The organism is Streptomyces sp. NBC_01214 (assembly GCF_026340975.1).
Lineage (GTDB): Bacteria > Actinomycetota > Actinomycetes > Streptomycetales > Streptomycetaceae > Streptomyces.
The window spans coordinates 1,669,569-1,690,261 of sequence record NZ_JAPEOS010000003.1 but is presented as its reverse complement, the minus strand read 5'-3'; the positions used below and the strand labels follow the sequence as shown (position 1 = coordinate 1,690,261).

Genomic DNA, 20,693 nt, shown 5'->3' with positions numbered 1-20,693 from the left:
GGCCCAGGCCCAGGCCCAGGCCCAGGCCCAACACGCCAACGTCACCGCGGCCACGATCAGGGCCATGTTGAGCAGCAGCGGCACAGCCAACTGGCAACCGGACACGAATGCCTGCCGCATCTCCCCGGAGAGCGACGGGGCGTCCAGTGCGCCCGCGCTCGGGCGCGGTGCGTACCTGACGTGGCCCACGCCCCAGCCGGCCAGTGCCAGGAGGAACGTCGCCCCCATCCCGCCTCATGCGCCCGCCCCTCTCGCCCCGCTCCGGCACGGCCTCTTCGCCGGCAGCCATGTCCGGCCTACCCACCGGACAACGACCTCCGGCCCCGACCGGCACGACCGACGGCCCGGGGAGCTCGATGGCCCCGGGCACCGGAGGTCTGCCGCGTGAACATCGGATGAGCAGGGGCAACAGGAACGAGCTCCTGGCCATCCTGGTCGCCACCAAGACAGCCGTGCTGCTCTTCATGGTGCGGGCCGAAGACATCCCCCCTTGTGGTTTCAGCTCGGCCAAGTCCTTCGGGACGCAGGCTCGGATTCGGGCTCGGTGGGAGTGGTGGCTACGCTCCGCGGCGTGACGGGATCGACAATGGTCATCGCCCAGTGCCGGGCATCGCTCGGCGAGGCGCCGCGCCGCTTCTCCTGGTTCGACAAGTTCCGATGCCTGCGCATGCCCAGGTCCGACTGCGTGGAGCGGGAGGATCCGCTGGCGGAGATCTTGAAGGCCAGGACGTGCTGCTGACCGAGGGCCAACTGGTTTGGGGAGCCGTCGTGCAGGCGAACAACGATCTGTTCGTGCGCGGCTGGCACGACCTCCCGGCTGCCGTGATCTAGCCCTGACACCACGGTTTTCGACGACATCCCTGACCTACTCCTCGACATCGCGCGGAAGCCGTACCGATTGAAGGGGACCCGGCAGACAGATCCTGCGCGGGCACATGAAGTCAGTCGATGACGCCAAGAGAGCGCACCCGGCAGCCAGGTGGCAGCCGGCGCAGCCCTCTGGGACCGTGGTGTGTGGGGGCTCCCCCGGAATCCGCTCCTGCGGTAGGCACACGCCGAGTGGGGCCCGGCCTGCCGCACGGGAAACACGGAGGCCCGTATGACCACACGGACGCGGAAGCACACCCTTCTCGCGGTCGCCACCGGGGCAATCCCCCTGGTGATCGCTCTGGCCGGGGTGCCGATTCAAGCCAACGCAGCACCCTGGCTGACCTGTGCCAACGGGAACAGCCCTGTCTACGGTCAGTCGTCCGCGACGGTCACGCTGACCAACGGCGAATTCCGGTTCCAGGCGTGCAAGACACCGAGTGGCTCCCTGGAGAGGGTCAAGCTCTCCTACATCAAGAAGCAGGGGCCGCCCGTCGACGTCGCCCTCGGCTGGGAATGGTCGACCCGTGACGGGAAGGAGAGCTTCATCCCACCGGAGCCCAACGGCGGGGACCATTTCCCCGTGCCACTCTCCGCCGGGCAGACCCACACCAACGACTTCTCGTTCGCCCCGGCGGGCGCCGACGGCAACCGGCCCGCCTCCCGCTTCACCTGTATCGAGGGCATCCTCCAAATCGGCCCTCCCGACACACCGGCGAAGACCCACATGACAGCGAAGGGCTGCTTCTGAGGTTCACGCCCGGGCAGCCGCGGCATCCCGCTCTCTCTCCACCCGCTCCCACGCCGCACCCGCCCCGACGCCGCACCCGCCCTGACACCGCATCACCTCCCGCGTCCCACCTCCCTGCCCCGCGCAGCCCGCTGCCGGTGGGCGCAGACCGCGGCCTCTGACCGACCTACACCTGTCTGGGTCCTGCCCATGCGGGTGTTGTCGGCGGCCCGGCCGGCGAGCACGCGCAGGGCATTCTCCGATGGTGATCCGGTTCGAGGCTTCGAAGCCGAGGGCAAGGTCTCCGGCAAGCGGGGGTGATAGCGCTTGGAGCCGTACTCGGGCTGGTACACGTCGTGGTCGGACCACCATGGGCGCTGTGGTGCGTGCCGTTACCCGTCCTGCGCGGACAGGAGCAGGACCAGGGCCTTGGAGTAGGTGGTGCCGAGGGCGGTGGCCACCGATTCGGCGGACAGGCCGTCGTCGCGCAGCCCGCCGGCGGCCGTCCGGCCGGCCCCGGCAGCGATCCGTTCCAGCACACCCGCGGCGCGCAGCGCGGCCAACGGCGCGTCCGCGGCCGTAACGGTCAACTGCTCGGCCACGGCGCCAAGGAGCGTGGCCAGCGTCTCGGGCAGCGGCACGGCCGCCTCGCGGACGGCGGACAGGTGCGCGGTCCAATCGGCCAGTGGCCCGGCGAGGTCGACGTCTGCTTCGTACAGGGGCTGGTAGCCGATCGTGCCCCAGTCCAGGGGATACTCCGCAGCCCCGCGCCATCCGCACGTGCACACGGCCCGGAGGGCCTCGGCACGCGGGCGGCGGGCCCGGCCGTCGTAGGCCGACCAGTGCGTGGTCGACGGCACGTCCGGGCCGCTCCCGACGTCGAAGTACACCGGGCCCGGCTCGCTGCCGCCGACGAGCACACCCGCCGCGCCCGCGTGCGCGTCCCCGAAGTCCACCGTCCACCAGCCCCAGCCCCAGCCCCAGCCCTTCAGCACACCGCCCCCGCTCCCCCGCCGACGGACCGGCCGGATCCCGTCTGCGACCCTGCCCCGCCCGCGTACCCGCCCACACCCAGGCCGTCCCAACACCTCCCGCAGTTGGATCCTCCACCGGCAACCGACACTACGAAGGCGGCGAAACGACCCGCGTGGGACGCGGTGCGAGGGAGAGGGCCAGCGAAGAAACGGGACGACGGAAACAGGCCGGCCGCGACCCACTGGCCGGCGGCTCAGACACCCACGCCCCGGACCTCCCGCAGCATCGTGAGGCGGATCGGATGCTGCTGTTGCAGCACTCACTCCTGATGTTTGGATCACCGGTGCGGTGGGCTTGTCAGTGGTGGGTGAGCGCGGCGAGTCCTGCACGGGTGGAGACCAGCAGTCGGCCTCGTGGTGTCAGTGCCTGGGCTTCGGAGAACCCTGGACCGTCCACCACCTGTCCGACGGGCTCCCAGCCGATCAGGTCCCACACCTGCAGGACCTGGCTCGCCATGCGCCGCCCGTCGGTCAGGCCGGGCTCGGCGGTGGTGACTGCGACCGGACGGCCGTCCACCAGTCCGGCCGAAATCGCGAGCGGCTCGGGGGTGGGCCGGCTGTAGAGCGTTTCGCAGGTGGCCAGGTCCCATACACGCATGGTGTCGCCCGCGCCCCCGGTGACGGCGATCGGGCGGCCGTCCAGCACCGCCATGGCCACCGCACACACGTCACTGTAGGCGTAGACGAGATGGTCGCCGATCTGTTCGCAGGTGGCCAGGTCCCACAGCCGCGCCGTCCCGTCATCGCCCGCAGTGACGGCAGCCGGACGGCCATTCAGGGCTGTCGTCGTCAGGCCCCGCACGGAGTCTTCGTGGCCGGTCAGGGGTTCGCCCACGGGCAAGCCCGTGGCCATGTCCAGCATCCGCACCGTCGCGTCCGAGGTCCGGACGACGGCGACCTCACGGCCGTCCAGGACAGTGCTCGCCACCGCATGACCCAGCCGTTCCCCGAGACAGGCTCGATCCTGCTGTCCCAGTCCGTCTGCTCGGCGGGCGTACCCCCGGAACCCGCCGGGAACACCGTTCCTTCCCGGGCCTGGGCCGCCGAGGCCGGGAAACCGTCACTCTGCACAACGTGGGCCATGCATGCCACCGTAAAACGGGCCACCGACAGCCGTGAGACGGTCATCTCTCCCGCATGGGCGGTGTGTTCAGCAGTGAGCCGATGCCGGTGGAGCCGTTCACCGGGCAGCGGACCTGGCAGTCCGAGCGGCCGTTCAAGGCGGTATCAGCCGGTGGAAATCAGCTCAGTACAGGCGGGCAGCACGGGGCTGAAGGGCCAGGCCAGGCGGGGCCTGCCCCTACTGCCGCGGTGGGCGGGAGCGCTCGTGTTTCCAGGCGAGGACGTTCCCGCCGAGTGCCTGGCGCTACGAGGCGATATCGGCCGGACCCGGCGCCTCCTGGGCCTCCGGTCCGCCGGCAGCGATGATCCGGCGCAGGACCTCGTGGTAACCCGGCCAGTCCTGGCTGCGAAACCACCAATCCATCTCAACCACGTGATGCAGGTGCCTCTGCATCTCCCGCAGCGCCGTGTCCGTCGCCTCAACCACACGCTGCCGGCTCTCCTCGCAGTCGGTGGCACCGTCAAGGACGACGCGCAGAGCCCTCTGCCAGTCGTGGACCCACGTCGCCGCCCCCAGCATTTCGTGGCCGCTCATGTGGTAGCCGATCTTCAACAGATCCGACTACTGGCGTGTCAGTTCTCCCCCGAGCGCCCAGGAAAGAGCGACCGCGGCCGCCTCCTGAACCAACCTCACTTCGTCAGGACCATGGTTGTAGGTGTTTATCTCATCCATGATCGCGATCGGATTCCGAGCGGGGTGTGGTGGTGCGCGACCCCTACCCGCGGGCACTGCGTCTCCCCAGTTCCGCCGGGGCGAAGAAACCGAAGGCGAAGAAGCCCAAGGCGTCGGACCCGGCCGCCGGTGCCGAGGGTCGGCAAGAATCCGGTCCGGCCGATCGCTCGGCTTGAAGCCTCAGCCGTTTTGGCAATGTACGAACTCAGCGTCCAAGTCCGGTGAGTCCGTCGCCCAGGATGCTGGCACCCAGAAGGAGGAGCACGATCGCAGTGATCACGGCGCTGTTGGTGATTATGAATTGCCTGACGCTGTCCAGGAACAACGCCGCGCGCTGTCCGCCGAGGAGATGAATGACGACGGCTCCGAGAACGGTGCAGGATCCGATGAGAACGAAGACGGTGACGGCCACGACGAGGTCGCCGTGGTGAGCCCCGGCTTCGACGATCGACGTGGCCGCCGAGGCCGTCAGGACGAGGTTCTTCGGGTTGGCGCCCGACAGCAGCAGGCCCAGGAGCAGCGCCCGCGAGGCCGATAGGTCATCGAGTGACGCCATCCAGCGTGGCGTCCCGGTCTCGTCACCGGCCCGCGGACGCTGCCACCATGTGCGCGCCCCCAGCACGATGAGTGCCGCTCCGGCGAGCACGCGTCCCCAGTCCGCGATCGCGGACGAAGGGCTTTCGGGGTCGTCTGCTCCACCGAACACGACCACGACGAGCGTTGCCGCGATCCCGAGCCCGACGATCCACCCGGCCGTGAACAGCAGGCCGTTACGCCGGCCGTGCCGGCCGGCCAGGATCAGCACGATCCCGATCAGAGGGAACGGGCTGAGGGCGACCGCCAGCGCCGCCGGCAGCACCGCTCCAACTGCCTGGATCAGCAACGTCCCTCCCCTTCCGCACCCCACGACCAGAGCGCTACGACATGCCCCTCCCGGGACAATATCGAGCGCACCCGTCCGGCAACCTCTTGCACCGCCACCCAAGTGGGACATCGAGTGTTCCTGTCTGCGGCAGCCGTGACGGGATCAGCCTCCTGAACCACCGTTGAAACGCTGCCTGCCCTCGTAAGCCCCACCGCACCCGAAAGGCACCCGCAAGGATTGAACTCAGCAGACCGGACCGAGTGGTATGCGTACGACGGCGCCGGAAGCCATACGGAGGCGTCGCGGCCGGTGCCCCACCCGTCGTACGCCGCGACTGGCGCCCCCTGGAACGGCACGACCTCTGCGAGCAGAGGACCGCGAACGTCGTGCTCACTTGGGATCACGCGGGCCAGCGGCTCATGGATCGGACGACTTCAAGATCATCCAGCACCGCAGCAACCGAATCAGGCAACACTGCATCTTTCCCAATCGGCCGAAGGAGCGGCGAGAGCGGTCGAGCAGGTGCGACTCGCCGATACCTGCCCGCCTGCCGTCACCACGTCCTTCCGGACTCGCCGAACCCTAGGAACAGGACCCGCGCCGTGACCAACGCCCTAACCCGTCTTCTCGAGATCGCCCCGGCGCCGGGCCAGCCCCGCCACAAGGATTGGGTCGAAGTCGAACGTACCCTCGCGGTCGAACTCCCCGACGACTACAAGGAGCTCATCGGCGTCTACGGGGGAAGCAACTGGGACGACTACCTCTACGTCCTGGAGCCCGACTGCCCCAACCGGCACTACGACCTCCTCAAGTGGGCCAAGTACCAGTTCGAAGACCTGGTGGACCTGTGGAGAGTCGAGAAGAAGCCGGCAGAACTGGACACCGAGGGATCCGTAGTCATCCCATGGGCGACCACGGACAACGGAGAATGCCTGTACTGGCTCGTCCTTCCGGGCCTTGAGCCGAACGAATGGACCGTCATGGTGAACGAGGTGAGCGACCGATGGGAACATTACCCCGTATCATGTTCAGAATTTCTCGCATCCGTCCTTACCGGAGAGCTTCAGTCGAACATTCTCTCGTCGTTGTTCCCTCTGGCCACCCATGAATTCCGCCGCCTCGGGGCGGTGTGACGATTCGGCACTCTGCCCACCCCAACAGCTGCGGCGCCAGTGCTGAACTGAGAGGCCCTCAGCTGACCTGATCCGGCCGGTCGACTGAGGGCCTCGGGACCCACCGAGTGGGATCGGTGGCGGCATGCCGGGCTTCAGTAGGGTGCGCCGCCAGCGCATTGGCCGCCTGTGACGACAACCGTTCGCACAGGAGCGGCCGCTCCCGGCTGCGCACACGTCGATGCCCCCTGCACGTACCGTGGTCGGCATCGACATGTCACCGCGCGCCATCGCACTCACCGCCTCCCGAGCCCCGCATCCCTTCCTTCCTTCCTGCCTGCCTGCCTGCCTGCCTGCCGGCAGGCCCACGTTCAGGGTGGGCACCGTGGGGCCGATCGGAATGCCCGACACGAGCGCCGGCAGCGTGGTGCGCGTGGACGCCCTTGGTCACGCATCCGACCCCGTCGCCGGGCTCGCCGAGGTCCGTCGCCTCCTCACCCCCGGCGCCCGGGCCGTCGTCACCGGTGCCGTACACCGCAACACCGAGCCGTCCGGCAGCACCGGGACGAGGCAGCGGGGCTTCAGATCGAGCACGTCCGGGAGCGCTCCGACGAGCCCGCGACATGGCGCCACCTCTCTCAGCCGTGGCAGGCGCCGGCCGATGACCTCGCCCGCCACTTGGGCGAGGACCAGGCCTGCGCCGTGCTCGCCGACGCAGCCCGCCGCCTGCCCTCCCTGGGTGGCCGGCGGGAGGTCGCTGTCACGCTCCGCCGCCCACTACGCTGCACCGACGCGCCTACCACCTTGGAGAGCCGATGACCCGCATCGCGGTCCTCTCAGCCGGATCATGGGGCACCAGCATGGGGGCAGTCTTCGCGGACGCCGGCAACCAGGTCGTTCTCCACGCCCGCCGCCCCGAACTCGCCGACGCGATCAACTCCCGGCACGAGAACCCCCGCTACCTCTCCGGCATCTCCCTCCCCGAACGGGTGACCGCCACGACCGACGAGGCCGAGGCCGCCTGCGGCGCGGAGGTCGTCGTGGTGTCGATCCCCGCTCAGGCCCTGCGCACGAACCTCACCCGATGGGCGCCGCTCATCCCCGAGAACGCCGTGGTCGTGAGCCTGATGAAGGGCGTCGAGACCGGTACCGGCATGCGCATGAGCCAGGTGATCACCGAGGTGACCGGGATCCCCTCCGACCGCGTGGCCGTCCTGTCCGGTCCGAACCTGGCTCGCGAGGTCGCCGTACGGCAACCCGCCGCCTCCGCGATCGCCTGCACCAGCGACACCGTAGCCACCCGCCTCCAAGCCCTCGCCCAGACTCCCCACTTCCGCCCGTACACCACCCCCGACGTCATCGGATGCGAACTCGGCGGCGCCGTCAAGAACGTCATCGCACTCGCCGTCGGCCTCGCCACCGGCATGCGGCTCGGCAACAACTCCCGCGCCGTCCTCATCACCCGGGGGCTCGCCGAAACCGCCCGGCTCGGCCTCGCCCTCGGCGCCGACCCCCTCACCTTCTCCGGCCTCGCGGGAGTCGGCGACCTCATGGCCACCTGTTGCTCCCCCCTCTCGCGGAACCGGACCTTCGGCGAACACCTCGGCCGCGGCCTCACCCTCGCCCAGGCCACCGCCGCCACGCGCCAGACCGCCGAGGGCGTGGCGTCCGCCGAGTCGGTACTCCAACTCGCCCGCCGCCACGGCGTCGACATGCCCATCACCGAAGTCGTCGTCAACGTGCTGCACGGCCGCATCACCACCGGACAAGCCGCCGCCCGTCTCATGGAACGAACCCCCAGAGCCGAGCGATACGCCGCCTGATCGCCGCCGGTTCCGCGGGCCGGCAAGTGCCCGAAGCTACGCCTCCCCCGCAGTACCAGGCCTTCCCGTGGTGGATGCACGTGCCGGCACGCAGCGGAACGCCCCGCCCCCGCCATCCGCGGGGACGGGGCGTCGCTGCGCGCCGGGTGTCCTACAGCAGGGCCACCGAGCTCGCCCGGTCGTTCATCGCGTCCCCGACGTACGAGGTCGACTGCTGGTACTCCTGGTGAACACCGGAGGTGTTGGGTGCGTCCCACAGCTCCAGCCAGCAAGACAGCGTGGTCAGCGAGCTGACGGAGTTGTTCCAGGTACCTTCGAGGTTGATTTGAGCGTCACGGCCGTTGCCGCTCTGACAGCCGCTGCCGCCGGTTAACACCAGGGCGGAGCCGCCGTAATTCGAGTCCGTGTAGATGACGCCGAGCTGCACGGCGTCCGCCGTCGTGGTGCCCGCGGATCCCTTGAGGCGGTCAGCCAGCTTCTGGTCGATGTGCTTCGCCGACAGCGGGGCGTCGGTGATCCGTCCGTTGGTGGAGGCAGTGACGGCCTCCCGGAACGTGTCATAGCACTGCATGCTGCCGGAATCGATGTTGAGCACGCAGTTCTTCGGGGCGGGCGCTGCGTTCGCGGTGGCGGCGGCCGCACCTAGGGTCAGGATGGTGGTAGCTGCTGCAATAGCGATACGTGACGTACGAGCGAACATGGTCTCTCCTGGCTCGTGGTCGTTCTACCGACGGCCTGGATGCTTCCGTCTCCCTCCCGCATGAGCCAGAGGCACATTCGGCCAGAGTCGGTGTATAAGGCATGCGTTGCCTCGAGTCAGTGGGCGCCGCGTCGCGCTACGCGTGATTCGTGACCTGCCGTGACACGCTGAGCAGGTCGTCGGCAGCAGCCTGAAGGGAGAGGCCGAAGAACCGGCGCGAACTGTTCGAAACGGCAGCTGCCGGACTGCCGGCAGTCACACCACCTCACCGCGGTCGCGACGCAGGGGGCGCGCCGATCGCGACCGGAACGCGGCGCTGGTCGGCGGTGCCATCGGCGAGCTCGGCAACGGCGTCGGTGAGGCACCGTGTTCGGGCGACGCGCTCGGGTGCAGCATCGCCAAGAGGGGCGAGGCAAAAGCCAACGGAATCCATCACGTACGACACGTACGACACGTACGACACGCACATCGCGGACATGGTCGAGAGCCTCAAGGTGAACAAGAAGCTCCAGAAGATGCCGGGAAACAGGAGTGGACAATAGACCACGAAGTGCTCAAGTAGACAATCGGAGAAACTGCATGGATCTGCTCCTGGCACCGCCGACCGCCGCCGGACCCGTACGCCTCGGCAGTCCGTACGAGGAGGCTCTGGCCGCGGTCCGACGCTGGGGCGAGCCGCGGGTGGTCGGTCCCACGTCCCGGCGGGCGCGTCGGATCATGGGCGACTTCGACGGGGTCGGCTACACCGTCTTCTTCGATGCGGAGGACCACGCGACGGCCGTGGAACTGTGGTGGCCCGGCGAGGGCCGGCAATGCACCGCGCGTGTCCTCCTGGACGGACACGACGTCTTCACGACGCCAGCCGACACCATCCTCGCGGACCTGCGCGAGCGCGGGTGGACCGTGGACGCCGAGGACCCGGAGAACGTCTTCGTGCCAGGGGTCTCGCTGGGGTTCACCCGCCAGACCTCCCAGGAAGTACCGCGCGACGGGAAGGGCCTGCCCGTCTCCTTCACTTCGGTCCTCGTCGCGGGCAAGAGCTACTACGACTTCCGCTCCGCGCAGTAGGGGCGGCAAGCATCCGCCGCCACCCGTCGGCCCACTGCGCCCCTCGACGAGGCGGGCCGGGAACGACGAGGAGGAAGCCGCCGCCCGGGGGGCGGCTCCCTCCCTCACCCGCAGGTCAACGACCTCAGCAAGAGATGTTCAAGGGCAACGGCCCCCGCTGCGCTGCCGTTCGGTCACCGTCCCGGCCGCGGCCCGGCCCTGACCGGCGGCCGGACGTCGCGTGCTCGCCGGGCCCGGGCCGGGCGCAGGGGGCGTCAGTAGGCCCGGATGAAGTACTTGGTGGTCGTTGCGCTGATCGAGCAGTCGTTGGTGCTCTGCGTGGAGATGTACGTGTACCCCGGGGGAACCGTGCACGCCCACATGTTCGACTCCGGAGTGCGCAGGTAGTACTTGGTGCGGGTCCCGCTGGTCGAGCAGGTCGTCGTGCCCTGCACGGAGATGTACGTGAAGCCTGCGGGCAGGGTGCACGCCCAGAGGTTGGTCGCTGGGGTGCGCAGGTAGTACTTGGTGCCGGCCCCGGGCCCGCAGTCGAGGGTGTTCTGTACGGAGATGTACGTGAACTCGGCGGGCGTGGTGCATGCCCACAGGTTGGTCACCGGGGTGCGCAGGTAGTACTTGATGCTGCTGCCGCCGGGCCCGCAGTCCGAGGTGTTCTGCACGGAGATGTAGGTGAAGCCGGCGGGGAGCGTGCATGCCCACAGGTTGTCCGCGGGCGGCTGGACGAAGTACCGCGTGCTGCTGATTCCGCAAGTGGAGGTGTTGGAAGTCGTGGTGTACGTGTAGCCGGGCGGAACGGTGCAGGACCAGAACCCGGCGGCGGGACCGACGTGCGTGCCGGCCGCCGCACCCCGGGCGTCCGCGGCGACCGGACCCGAGGGCGGGGCCGCGGCGGACGCGTCGACGGGGAGGAGGACGGCGGCCAGCATGACGGCCGCACTGCCGGCACCGAGCAAGAACGTCCGCAGTTTCGATCTGACCATGAGGAATGCACTCCTGGCTGTCTGTTCGTTCACGGGACGGAACCATGACATGAGGAGTGCCGAAGGCGATCCGCCCCGGCCCCCCAAGGATGCGCGGTGGAATGTTTCCACGCGCACAGGGCCCGGACAAGTACTCGATCGGGCAAGTTGGTTCGCATCAGGTCGCATGCACGCGGCCCCGACCTGGACCGTCCTCAGGCCCCCACTCGGCGGACCCGCTACCTCGGCCAGAAAGCACCCCGCAGAGCACCTCACGGCAGGCTCTACATGTGCCCATGGCTTTCGAGGACGGATGTCCGGCGGCACCTGAGCCCCGGCGACTTCACCCACCAGTGCTATCGCTCCGCTTTCGACCCCGCGAACGATCGGGAACAGGCCGGGGCGACGCGGCAACAGCGCTGTCCGCGTGGTCGTCCCGTCCGAGCTCGTCGGGAAGGAGACCTGTCATGCGTAGTGCCCCACCAGAATCTGGGCAACGTCACCCAGGAGCCGATCGAGTTCGGGGTAGGTGAGGTCCATGTCCTCGGCGTTCTCAGGCCCGGCCTCGGCGAGGAAGGCGAGGCGAGGCGAGGCGAGCGCGGACGTCGTATGGCCGGCGGGCGACCCCGACGGCGGTGCCGTCGTAGCGGACCCGGCGCCCACACCACCGGTCGCCTCGGCGCTCTTCGTCCGGCTCCAGCACGGCGCCGACGCGCTTGCACCGACATGTCGGCCGGCGCGCTTCCTTTCCATGGGCGAGGAAGCACGGTCGAACCGTCATCCGACGGCTCCGTGGGCACTGCCTCCCACGATGCCTGGTCTGCGGGGCATGATCTCGAACATGAACGCATCGGAACGGGAACGGCTCTCACGGCTTTGGGAAGAACACATGCGCACGCCATTCCCAGCAAACATGTGCCGTCGAGAGATCGAAGGCGAAGACATGGTCTATCTCGACGCGTCGATCGCCGTCGGTGTCTCCTCGTCGCTGTCGGAACCCTTTGATGCGGAGCGCCGCGATGCCCTGCTCAGCTGTCTCGCGGCCGTTGAGAAGGTCCTGCCGTTGATCGATGATGAGGGCGGCGCGATTGAGCACTACGAGCGCCTGCGCGCGATGGCCGCGTTGGCAGTCGAAATCGGCAACGCCGGCCCCCGGTAGCGTCGCGTGGTGGGCAGTGGATCAGCTGCCGGATCGCTGTTCGGCACGGGCGCGGTGGTAGCGCCCTGTACTCGATCGTGTCCGCGCTGACGGCCGCCAAGATCGCTGATCCGAACACCATCGGCGGTACTGGGGCGGCGCTGCGCGCCGGGCTGCCCGTGTGGGTGCCGGTGCGGGTGCGGGTGCCGAAGTCGTGGCCAGCCGGCGGACGCGGCGGACGTGGACGTGGACGTGAGAACGCCCGGCCGGGAAGTCCGGGCCGGGCGTTCTCATCAGTTTGGTTGTCCGCTGGTGGCTTAGTACCAGTGGTTGGCGGACCAGAAGTTCCAGGCGCCGACCGGGCTGCCGTAGCGGTCGTTCATGTAGTCCAGGCCCCACTTGATCTGGGTGGCCGGGTTCGTCTTCCAGTCGGCGCCCGCGGAGGCCATCTTCGAGGCCGGCAGGGCCTGGGCCAGGCCGTACGCACCCGAGGAGGGATTGGTCGCGGTGTGGTTCCAACCACTCTCGTGGGAGATGATCTTGTCGAACGCGGCGAACTGGGCCGGGTCCTTGATCATCTGCTGCGCGATCGCCTTGGCGCTCATCGGCGCCGCCTGAGCGGGAACCGTGGCGAGCATGGAACCGGCGACACCGAGGGCGACGACGGTGCCCGCGAGGGCCTTCTTGGAGGTGGCGATGCGGCGGATGATGGCGTTGGACACGGAGGGGAACCTTCCACAGGGAACAAGGGCGGTCGCAGGCATGTCGAAGACATGCGTGAGCCACTCACGCGGTGGAGAGGGGTTCGTCGGCGGCGGGTGAAGCACCCGTGCCGCCTGGCGACTCATCCAGTTCTACAGACGGCCCGACCCCCTGGCAACGACCCCTCTTACTAACGACCCTCGCAGTCCCCGACCACCAGCGGCACCCGCGGGTGGGAAGAATCCGCGCAGGTGGGAGCCCACACCAAGGGTCGATATGAGACCTTTAGAGGCTACTATCCCGGTTCGTATGTGACGTGGGCCCTATGGGGCGGGTCACCCCTGAGGCACCCGGATCTCACCGACCGCGATCGGCCGCATCCCCTTCGAAACAGCCACCCGGATACCGCAACCACCCCACGACCGAAGGAAGACCCCGACCGGCCCCCATCAAGGCAAGCCAGACGCGACCACAGAACCCCACCGGCCAGGCAGCCGGGCGGACCCGGCCTTCCGCGTTCCGGGCGCGCCCGGGCCGATCCCGACATCGCAGTACGCCGGACCCGGCTCACCACCGCCGCCGAGCACACCTGCCGTGCCCGCGTGCGCGTCTCCGGAATCGACCGTCCACCAGTCTCGGGCCATCAGCACACCGCCCTCTGCCACGCCGCCGCCCCCGGCGACAGACCGGCCGGTTCCCGACTCCGACTGCGACTCCGACCCGGCCCCGCCCCGCCCCGCCCGCGCACACGCCCAGGAGCCGGGAGCGTCTATCGGCGCGTACTGGCCGCGGGGTCGGCGGTTGCCGTCAATGGCCCGGGGCCCATGGGTCGTCGCACCATGCCGGATCGGGCTGTTCGGGGTGGAGCATCCTTCGGGCGCAGTGCTGCAGTCCCGTCTCGCCGGATCCGCCGGCGGTGGCCATCCAGGGCAGGTCGTCCATGGCGTGGGCGCGCTCGTCGGTGGTGAGCTCGTCGACGGCGGCGCGCAGGTCGCCGGGGACGGGTTCGTCGGTGAGGCAGAGCCAGCCGATCGCGGCGGCCAGCCGGACCTCGGACGCCTGTGTCCGGTCCCGCCACTGCTCTCGCATCCACGCGGTGGTCGGCGGGTGGGGGTGGGCGCGGGTGGATTCGGCGGTGGCGAGAACCAGAGCGGCGCGGACGATCGGGTCCCGCTCGGCAGCGAACCGGGTGCGCAAGGCGGTACGGACCGTACGGTCGGGGTCGATTGCCGTGGCCAGTGCGTAGGCGGCGTCGATACGGATCGACGGGGCGGGGTCGCCGAGCAAGGGCAGCAGGAGGGCGACGTCGGCGGTGATCGCGGCCCGGGCGGCGGCCACCGACCAACCCGCCGGGTAACCGGTCACCTCGACGCCGTAGTCGTCGTAGAGGTCGTCGTCCTGGGTATCGCCACGATGAAGCAGCAGTTCGTCGCGCGAGGCGACACCGAAGTGGCGGGCGCGGGCCGGGGAGGAGACCGCGGCAAGCGCGTCGCCACGGTGCGGGTGGTGGGTGTCGGCGGCGATCCGGATCAGGAACGGCACGGCGAGCACGACGGCGGCCCTCATGTCGTTGCCGCACATTCCGTGCACCACGCCCGTTCCTGTGCGGACGGGTGAGCCTCCGGAATGCAGGAAGTGCACGGCCTCCCTGACCCGATTCCCCTGAGGGAAGTGCGTCCAGGGCACTTCGCCGAACAGGAAGCCGTCCTTGACCTCGGGCCGCATACCGGCCACCACCTCCCGCACGTCGAACGGCCCGCCGGCGAACGAGGACAGGTCCGCCCCGCCCGCCAACGCCCTGCACATCGCAAAGGTCGGATTGGTCTGCCACTCGCCCACGTCATGCCACCCCACCGCCGAGTCTGATCGGAGTCGATCATGCCCGAGCGGGCCGACATCGGTGCCGACGCCCAACACCCAACGCTCTGCGTTCGCACCGCAGGACGGCTCGCCCACCCGGACCAGGGCACCCGTGGGCCCGGTCCTCCAGCCGTACTGTCGCACGTCAGCCCCGCGCGATGGGCGTACACCCACCGGTCCTGCCACGCCGATCTCGCCGGTCTCGCCGGTCTTGCCCCGAGACGCAAAAGCTACGGGCAGGACTCCTCCGCTTTGGCGACGGTGAACGCGAGCGGCTGTCCGGTCAACGCGGTCCCCGGCTTCGGGTCCTGCGAGCAGACCTTCCAGTTCGACTCCTGAAGGACCATGCGGCCCTGCAGCGCGTCCTTCACCGTGATGCTCGCGTTGGAGGGGAGCGCGCCACGGACCGCCTTCATGCCCTGCCCGACGAAGTCCGGCATGGTGCTGCCGACCGGCTTCGGAGCGGGCGCGTCGGCGGCCGGGCAGGACTCCTCCAGCTTCACAGCGCCGAAGTCCACGGTGGTGCTCGTGTCGACCTTCGCACCGGGGGCAGGGGTCTGGCTGCATACCTTCCAGTTCCGGTCGAGGGCTTGGAGTCGGTCGCGGCCGAGGGCGTCGTGGGACTTGAGGAGGGCGAATCCGGCCGCCTGTGCTTCGTCCTGGGCGACCTGGAGGCCCTTGCCCACGAAGCTGGGAAGGGTGGCGGTCTTCGCAGCGGGCGCGGAACCGGCCGGCGCCGGACCGGCGGGGGCGGGCGTGCTGGGCGCGGCTGGCTTATTGGTCTCGGTGGTCTGCGGGTTGCAGGCAGTGAGGGCGAGGAGTGCGGCAGCCGTGACGGCGAGGGCGACGGTGTGGTGTGGGCGCATCGCGCCATGGTGGCTGATGCGTAAGGGGTGTGAGGTGGCTTTGACGTTCCCGTGACGCACGAAAGCCCCAGGCGGTGGCGGGGCTTCGCAACTCGGCCGCCCGCTTGTTCGGTCGATCGTGTTCGGAGCCAGATGGTGAGGGCTGCGGCAGTTTCGGCAGTTGCGACAGTTGCAATACCGGGGTTGACGTAGCGGTCTTCGTCGAAGCGTGGTGGACATCCGCCATGCGAACACTTTGACCAGGCGGGCCGCCTGTCGGCCTTCTGGCCTGGCCTTCTGGCCTTCTGGCCTTCTGGCCTTCTGGCCTTCTGGCCTTCTCAGGGATGGTGTGCCGGCAACCGCGCCTTCGCAGGTACTCGCGGCAGGAACCGTTGCCGGAGGCCTTGCCGGCCGGGATGTTGTCCGGCGCCTTGCGCGTCCGGCCCGGCCGGTGCTCCGGGACGCGGATCATCTCCAGGACGGTGCTGGCTGGCCTTCAACCGGGTGCAGTCCGCACGCCGACCTCGTGTGACGATCCCACGTCGTCCCGCCACCGGAGAGTCGCGTCCACGAGACGGCCCACCGGGCAGTACCCGAGCTCCGCGTTCAGGTCAGCCGCGTGTCCGCTGTCGGGAATCGGCAGTGGTCAGGAACCAGCGGGGCGCCGAAGAGCGGCCGGCTCCACGCCGAGCGCCGCCAGCAGCCGGGCACTGCGGTTTCCCGGCTCGCTGAGCAACCGGTCCAGCAGGTCGGAGGTGCCGCCGGCCATCGTGTCCTTCAGGAGCTCGCGCGGCGGCACGGCGTCCTGGCCGAGGTCTGCCCTCTCCATCGCCGCACGTACCCGTACGTGGTCCACTCCGGTCTCGACCAGGACCCGGCCTCCGTCGTAGTCGCCCTTCGCCCCTCTCGTCAGGTGTGGGTAGGCCTGCGCGACCGCGTACGTCCGCAGCATGCCCAGGAGAACATCGTCGGTGCGGACCTTCCCACGGTGCTGACCGGCAAGTTCCCCGGCTTCCAGGCGCGCCCACAGCACCGGGTGCGCCGCGACGTTCATCGGCAGGACCTTCACCAGCAGCGTCGTCCAGAACTGCCCCAGCTCACGCGGCTTGTAGCGGCGACGGCCCACCAGGGCGTCGCGGGTGGAGCGCAGCTCCGGCGGGACGGCGTCCGCCACATCAGGGACCTGTCCCGCCCGCACGGCCTGTTGCAGCGCAACGACGTCCACGCCACATCCGCTCAGGTATCCCACCGCACCGCAGGCCGCGTCGTCCAAGATGGCTACCAGCAGATCGGCCGGCGAGCGCTCGACGCCCTGGCCGGTCACGGACGGTTGCTCCTGGCACCGGGCGAGCGCCTCTGCCCCGGCGGCACTGAGCGTGAGCGAGCGGCCCTCCTGCTCGGCCAACGCGACCTCGACCTCTCCGGGTTCCTCGTCCGTCCCCCCAACGCCCTGGCGGATCACGTGTGACGTGAGGTCGTACGGGGCGAGGCACTCCTGGACCCGGTCGTCCTTGCTGATGCAGGCCAGCAGGTGGTGCGTGCTGACGCGGCGCCTTGCGTAGACCGGGCCGAGCACAGTGAGCAGGGCCTGGTCGGCGCGGAAGTCTGAGGTCATGCGGAAATCTTGGTCGAGGCACAGGCGCGTTGCATCAGCCTACGGGCGGAAAGCAGTGCGAAGAATGTCGGGAACCGGCGCGACGAAAGTCGAAAACCCGCGCGACGAAAGGGGGAATCACGACGCAGGCTTCGCCCCGGACTTCGCGGCTGCGCGGGCCTCCTACGTCGAACACGGCACGCTCACCGCGATCGCCCCCGACGGGAAGCGGCGCGATCGCGGGTGGATGGTGGACGGTGGACGGTGGAGAGCGGAGGACTGCGGCCGGTCCGGGCGGTGGTCACCGCCCCATCAGTCGACCAGCGGCCGAACGACGGGGGCAGGCCGGCCTCTTGGGCGGAGTAGAGCTGCTGCACCGTGGTCCACCTGCCCTGTCGTTCGTCGTCGATCTCCACCGTGCCGGCCGGGGAGAGCAACCCGAGCCGCCGGGCGGCCTGGTCGGGTCGGGTCGGGCCCATTCAGGTCCGAGGGGAACTCCACGTCCGGCCTGCTGGCCGCTGTCCTCACCGTTCTCGCCCCCATCTCCAGCGCCTCCCCCCGCCCGGGCCGCCGAAGTCACGGTCATGGACGGGATCACTGCGCTGCCGATCGCCGAGAAGATCCACGACGGCTACCAGTGGGAGTCGTACTCGCGCTGGAAGGACGTCGACGGGAGCGGCTGCGGCGCCCGCAACGACGTCCTCATCGGGCGACCATCGAGTGCCGGCGTGCCGCCGGTGGAACTTGGTCGCGGTCCACTCCGACGCGTAGCGGCGCCCACACGCGTACCGGGCACAGTTGGGCAGGAACCACGGCGCGCCGCCGCTCACGTCACCAGGTGCAGCGACGTTTCCGCGATGCCCAGCCGTACGCTCTGGCCCCAGGTCAGCTCTAGGGCGTCGCTCTCCATCCCGTCACCGAAGACCACGATCCGGTCCGACTCCACGGTCAGCTGCAGCCCCTGCCCCCGCCCCAGCTCACCGGCGACCTTCGTCGTTCCGGTCGTGGGCGAGGGCCAGGCCTCGCGCACGAACCACAGGAGTCGCCGGTCGGAAGGTGCGGGCAGCCCCGCGGGGCTGCCGCGTTCCAGCCACAGGGAACGAAGCCAGCCGGTGGCGCCCGTACCGGTGCCCACCAGCACCCCGGAAGATGCCTGGGCCTCGCCCGGGCCCTTGTCGCCGTCGGAACCCAGGCGGTAGCGGGCCGTCTGGTGACCGGGCGAGCCCAGATAGATCTCGTTCAGTGCGAGAAGGCGCTGGGTGTCGTCGGCGACGGCCTCGACCATGGTCAGCTCCTCCGCCCGGCCCCCGGCGGCGATCGCCGCACGCAGCAGGGCGGCCGTGTCGGCCCAGCGGTGCCGGACCAGGACCCCGGGGTTGCGCCCCGGGTCGGTGTCGATGCCCACCACCGGCTGTCCGCGCAGGTACTTCGCGGTGTTGGCGACCAGGCCGTCCTGGCCGACCACGACCACCACGTCCTCCGGGGCGAACAGGAAGCGGTCCAGGTCGGCCCGCTCCACCCGGGAGTTGCGCCAGGTGAGCGGCACCGCCGCGGCCACCTCCCGCAGCGCCTGGCGCGTGCGCTCGTGGCGGCGGGCCACCTCGTCGATCGACCGGCCCCGGCTGGACAGGAAGAACGCGGCCTGCCCGTGCGTCCCGTGCCGGGCGAGCAGTTCCTCGTACTCGGTCCTGCGGTGCACGAGCACCGCCCGCGGGGCCAGGCTCACTCGCCCGTGCCGCCTTCCGGACGTCCGAGCCTGGTGAGGAGCCCGGTGAGGACGTCAGGAGAGACCGTGATGCTCTCGATCCGCGGCAGGTTCTCCGCGAGCCGGGTCGCGGCCAGGGCGTGCAGCGTGCCCGGGCCGGCTTCGTCGTGCACGCGCAGCCAGGCTGCCTGGGCCTCGGCGCGCGCCGCGCCCGTCTCGCGCGCCGCCTCGGCGTCCGCGCGGGCCAGGCGGACCTTGCGGGCGGCTTCGGTCTCGGTGCGTATGCCGTCCGCCGCCGCCTTCTCCTCGGCCTCGCGGCGGGCGTTGGTGCCGCGCTGGTCGATCAGCTGCTCCTCGCGCCTGGCCAGTTCGATCTGACTGGCCAGCTCGTTCTCGGCGATGGCACGCTCACGCTCGACGGCGACGGCCCGCCGTTCGTACGTGGCCCGGTCCGCCTCCTGCTGGATCTGCTCGCGGGCCGGGGTGCGCAGGGCGCGCTCCACCTCGGCCTCGGGGCGGATCGCCACGACCCGCACGGCCACCACATCGATGCCGGTGGCCGGGAGCCTGGGCTCGGCGGCGAGACCGGCGGCGACGCGCTCCCGCACGGAGGCGACGCCGTCCACCAGGGCGACGGCCAGCGGGGTCCGGGCCAGTACGTCCAGCGTGTGCTGCTGCGCGGTCTCGGTGAGCAGGGTGGCGATCTGCTCCAAGGGAGCGCCGCGCCAGCTCCCGGTGTCCGGGTCGACCGAGAAGTCGAGTCGGTCCGCGGCCTCGGCCGGGTCACTGATCCGGTAGGTGACGGTGGCCTGCACGGCGACGTCCTGGAAGTCGGACGTACGGGCGTGGAACGCCATGGCCAACTCCCGGTCGTCGACCGGCACTTCGGAAAGCGCCGCCGAAAGCGACCGGTACCAGAAGCTGAGCCCCCGCCCGTCGTGGACGAGTCGGCCGCGCTTGTGGTGGCGGATGTGGGCAGTGGGCGCGGAGCGCAGATGACGCCAGCCGAAGCGCCGAGTGATGTCGGCCATGGCGAACCCCCTTCATTTCGTCAGTGCGACGATAACGAGACCTGTCCATATCGTCAAGAGGACGAAAAGAAGGTTTCCGGGGGCACTGTCACTGCTCGCTGAGGAAGCCCGCCCGGGGCGCTCCGCCCTCGACCGGAGCACACTGACCCGCTGGGCCCTCGTTGCGCCGTTCGGCCTCAACGTCAACAAGAAGCAGCAGGAGACGCTGGAAGCCGTCCGGACCGTCGAGTACGTCGCCTGCACCGCGGCCCGTTCCACTTCCGTCTGCCCGTACTCCCGGGACCGTGGCCGCCGCCGCGGCGGCGGCCCTGCGATGAGTACCGCGGGATCGCGGCGCCGCGTCTTCGGTTCCACGACTCCCGTCCCGGCAGGCCGCGTTGGGTGTGGCACCGACCCGCACGACCCCTGTTCCCGCAGGGAGCCGCCTGCCTCAAGAACCGAATGCTCCCCTAGGAGGCACTGACCCGCCGCAGCGCCCGTCCGGTGCCGACTCGGGAAGCGACCCATCGCGGGCGTGATGTCCGGCCAGGCCGGGGACGCGAGGGCCTCGCCCAGGACCCGGCCCTGCGGCATCGCGCGGCGCAGAGGATCGGCCCACCGGTCGGTGCCCTCGGCCCTGGTGTTCGCAGCGTTCGCAGCGTTCGCGGTGTTCGCGGTGTTCGCGGCGACGGCCTGATGGGCGCCGACGAGCCGGCGGGTGAGCCTGACCCGCAGGTACGGCCAGCGGACCAGGCATCTGCACTCGACTCTGGCCGCGATCGGTCTCGCCTCGCGGACCGGGCCGGTGTCCGCTAGGCCGACATCGTCGGTGCACGGGTCGGCCGCAGCACCGTACTGCGGCCGCGGGGAGCGACCGCGACCGTGA

19 protein-coding genes and 1 pseudogene are annotated in these 20,693 nt (G+C 70.0%); 7 read left to right on the top strand and 13 right to left on the bottom strand.

Going from position 1 to position 20,693, the window contains the following annotated elements; translation table 11 throughout:
• The first annotated feature begins 571 nt into the window (after window positions 1–571).
• Complete coding sequence (locus OG594_RS44050; protein WP_266608158.1) at window positions 572–739, top strand: hypothetical protein; 168 nt, start codon at window positions 572–574, stop codon at window positions 737–739.
• Between the two features lie 360 nt (window positions 740–1,099).
• Window positions 1,100–1,618: a hypothetical protein gene (locus OG594_RS44045; RefSeq protein ID WP_266608156.1), complete on the top strand. Its 519-nt coding sequence runs from the start codon at window positions 1,100–1,102 to the stop codon at window positions 1,616–1,618.
• A gap of 371 nt (window positions 1,619–1,989) precedes the next feature.
• Here OG594_RS44045 and OG594_RS44040 read toward each other — a convergent pair whose 3' ends face one another.
• From OG594_RS44040 to OG594_RS44025, 4 genes are all read right to left on the bottom strand, one after another.
• The gene (locus OG594_RS44040; RefSeq protein WP_266608155.1) at window positions 1,990–2,592 is read right to left on the bottom strand and encodes a hypothetical protein; all 603 of its coding nucleotides are present in this window, start codon (window positions 2,590–2,592) and stop codon (window positions 1,990–1,992) included.
• 337 nt (window positions 2,593–2,929) lie between these two features.
• A complete protein-coding gene (locus OG594_RS44035; RefSeq protein ID WP_266608153.1) occupies window positions 2,930–3,559 on the bottom strand; it encodes a WD40 repeat domain-containing protein in 630 nt (209 codons plus the stop codon).
• Between the two features lie 438 nt (window positions 3,560–3,997).
• Window positions 3,998–4,306, bottom strand: coding sequence for a hypothetical protein (locus OG594_RS44030; protein ID WP_266608152.1), 309 nt, complete (start codon window positions 4,304–4,306; stop codon window positions 3,998–4,000).
• 325 nt (window positions 4,307–4,631) lie between these two features.
• Complete coding sequence (locus OG594_RS44025; protein WP_266608150.1) at window positions 4,632–5,420, bottom strand: GAP family protein; 789 nt, start codon at window positions 5,418–5,420, stop codon at window positions 4,632–4,634.
• 473 nt (window positions 5,421–5,893) lie between these two features.
• Here OG594_RS44025 and OG594_RS44020 point away from each other — a divergent pair, with 473 nt between their 5' ends.
• The 3 genes and pseudogenes from OG594_RS44020 (at window position 5,894) to OG594_RS44015 (ending at window position 8,226) form a co-directional block, all read left to right on the top strand.
• On the top strand, window positions 5,894–6,424 hold the full coding sequence (locus OG594_RS44020) for an SMI1/KNR4 family protein (RefSeq protein WP_266608148.1): 531 nt from the start codon (window positions 5,894–5,896) through the stop codon (window positions 6,422–6,424).
• A 220-nt stretch (window positions 6,425–6,644) separates the two neighbouring features.
• Window positions 6,645–6,908: pseudogene (locus OG594_RS47460) on the top strand (class I SAM-dependent methyltransferase); the annotation flags it as partial.
• A 310-nt stretch (window positions 6,909–7,218) separates the two neighbouring features.
• Complete coding sequence (locus tag OG594_RS44015) at window positions 7,219–8,226, top strand: NAD(P)H-dependent glycerol-3-phosphate dehydrogenase (protein WP_266608146.1); 1,008 nt, start codon at window positions 7,219–7,221, stop codon at window positions 8,224–8,226.
• A 151-nt stretch (window positions 8,227–8,377) separates the two neighbouring features.
• Here the strand turns inward: OG594_RS44015 and OG594_RS44010 are convergent, their stop codons facing one another.
• On the bottom strand, window positions 8,378–8,926 hold the full coding sequence (locus tag OG594_RS44010) for a hypothetical protein (protein WP_266608144.1): 549 nt from the start codon (window positions 8,924–8,926) through the stop codon (window positions 8,378–8,380).
• A 265-nt stretch (window positions 8,927–9,191) separates the two neighbouring features.
• The gene (locus OG594_RS44005) at window positions 9,192–9,404 is read right to left on the bottom strand and encodes a hypothetical protein (protein WP_266608143.1); all 213 of its coding nucleotides are present in this window, start codon (window positions 9,402–9,404) and stop codon (window positions 9,192–9,194) included.
• A 101-nt stretch (window positions 9,405–9,505) separates the two neighbouring features.
• On the opposite strand from OG594_RS44005, the gene OG594_RS44000 reads away from it, so the two are divergent.
• On the top strand, window positions 9,506–9,994 hold the full coding sequence (locus tag OG594_RS44000) for a hypothetical protein (RefSeq protein WP_266608142.1): 489 nt from the start codon (window positions 9,506–9,508) through the stop codon (window positions 9,992–9,994).
• 254 nt (window positions 9,995–10,248) lie between these two features.
• On the opposite strand, the gene OG594_RS43995 is transcribed toward OG594_RS44000, so the two are convergent.
• Entirely contained in the window at window positions 10,249–10,974 is a 726-nt protein-coding gene (locus OG594_RS43995; protein ID WP_266608140.1) for a hypothetical protein, read from the bottom strand.
• Between the two features lie 820 nt (window positions 10,975–11,794).
• Here OG594_RS43995 and OG594_RS43990 point away from each other — a divergent pair.
• Window positions 11,795–12,112: a hypothetical protein gene (locus OG594_RS43990; RefSeq protein ID WP_266608138.1), complete on the top strand. Its 318-nt coding sequence runs from the start codon at window positions 11,795–11,797 to the stop codon at window positions 12,110–12,112.
• A gap of 296 nt (window positions 12,113–12,408) precedes the next feature.
• Here the strand turns inward: OG594_RS43990 and OG594_RS43985 are convergent, their stop codons facing one another.
• The 6 genes from OG594_RS43985 to OG594_RS43960 all read right to left on the bottom strand — a co-directional run bounded on the left by OG594_RS43985 (window position 12,409) and on the right by OG594_RS43960 (window position 19,828).
• A complete protein-coding gene (locus tag OG594_RS43985; protein WP_266601592.1) occupies window positions 12,409–12,855 on the bottom strand; it encodes a transglycosylase SLT domain-containing protein in 447 nt (148 codons plus the stop codon).
• 745 nt (window positions 12,856–13,600) lie between these two features.
• Window positions 13,601–14,632, bottom strand: coding sequence for a HEAT repeat domain-containing protein (locus tag OG594_RS43980; protein ID WP_266608137.1), 1,032 nt, complete (start codon window positions 14,630–14,632; stop codon window positions 13,601–13,603).
• A gap of 251 nt (window positions 14,633–14,883) precedes the next feature.
• A complete protein-coding gene (locus tag OG594_RS43975) occupies window positions 14,884–15,519 on the bottom strand; it encodes a hypothetical protein (RefSeq protein WP_266608135.1) in 636 nt (211 codons plus the stop codon).
• A gap of 625 nt (window positions 15,520–16,144) precedes the next feature.
• Window positions 16,145–17,113, bottom strand: coding sequence for a Clp protease N-terminal domain-containing protein (locus OG594_RS43970; protein WP_266608133.1), 969 nt, complete (start codon window positions 17,111–17,113; stop codon window positions 16,145–16,147).
• Between the two features lie 805 nt (window positions 17,114–17,918).
• Window positions 17,919–18,818: a hypothetical protein gene (locus OG594_RS43965; protein WP_266608131.1), complete on the bottom strand. Its 900-nt coding sequence runs from the start codon at window positions 18,816–18,818 to the stop codon at window positions 17,919–17,921.
• Window positions 18,815–19,828 carry an SPFH domain-containing protein gene (locus tag OG594_RS43960; protein WP_266608129.1) on the bottom strand — a complete coding sequence of 338 codons (1,014 nt, stop codon included), beginning with the start codon at window positions 19,826–19,828 and terminating at the stop codon, window positions 18,815–18,817. The genes OG594_RS43965 and OG594_RS43960 overlap by 4 nt, the downstream gene beginning before the upstream one ends.
• Between the last annotated feature and the right edge of the window lie 865 nt (window positions 19,829–20,693).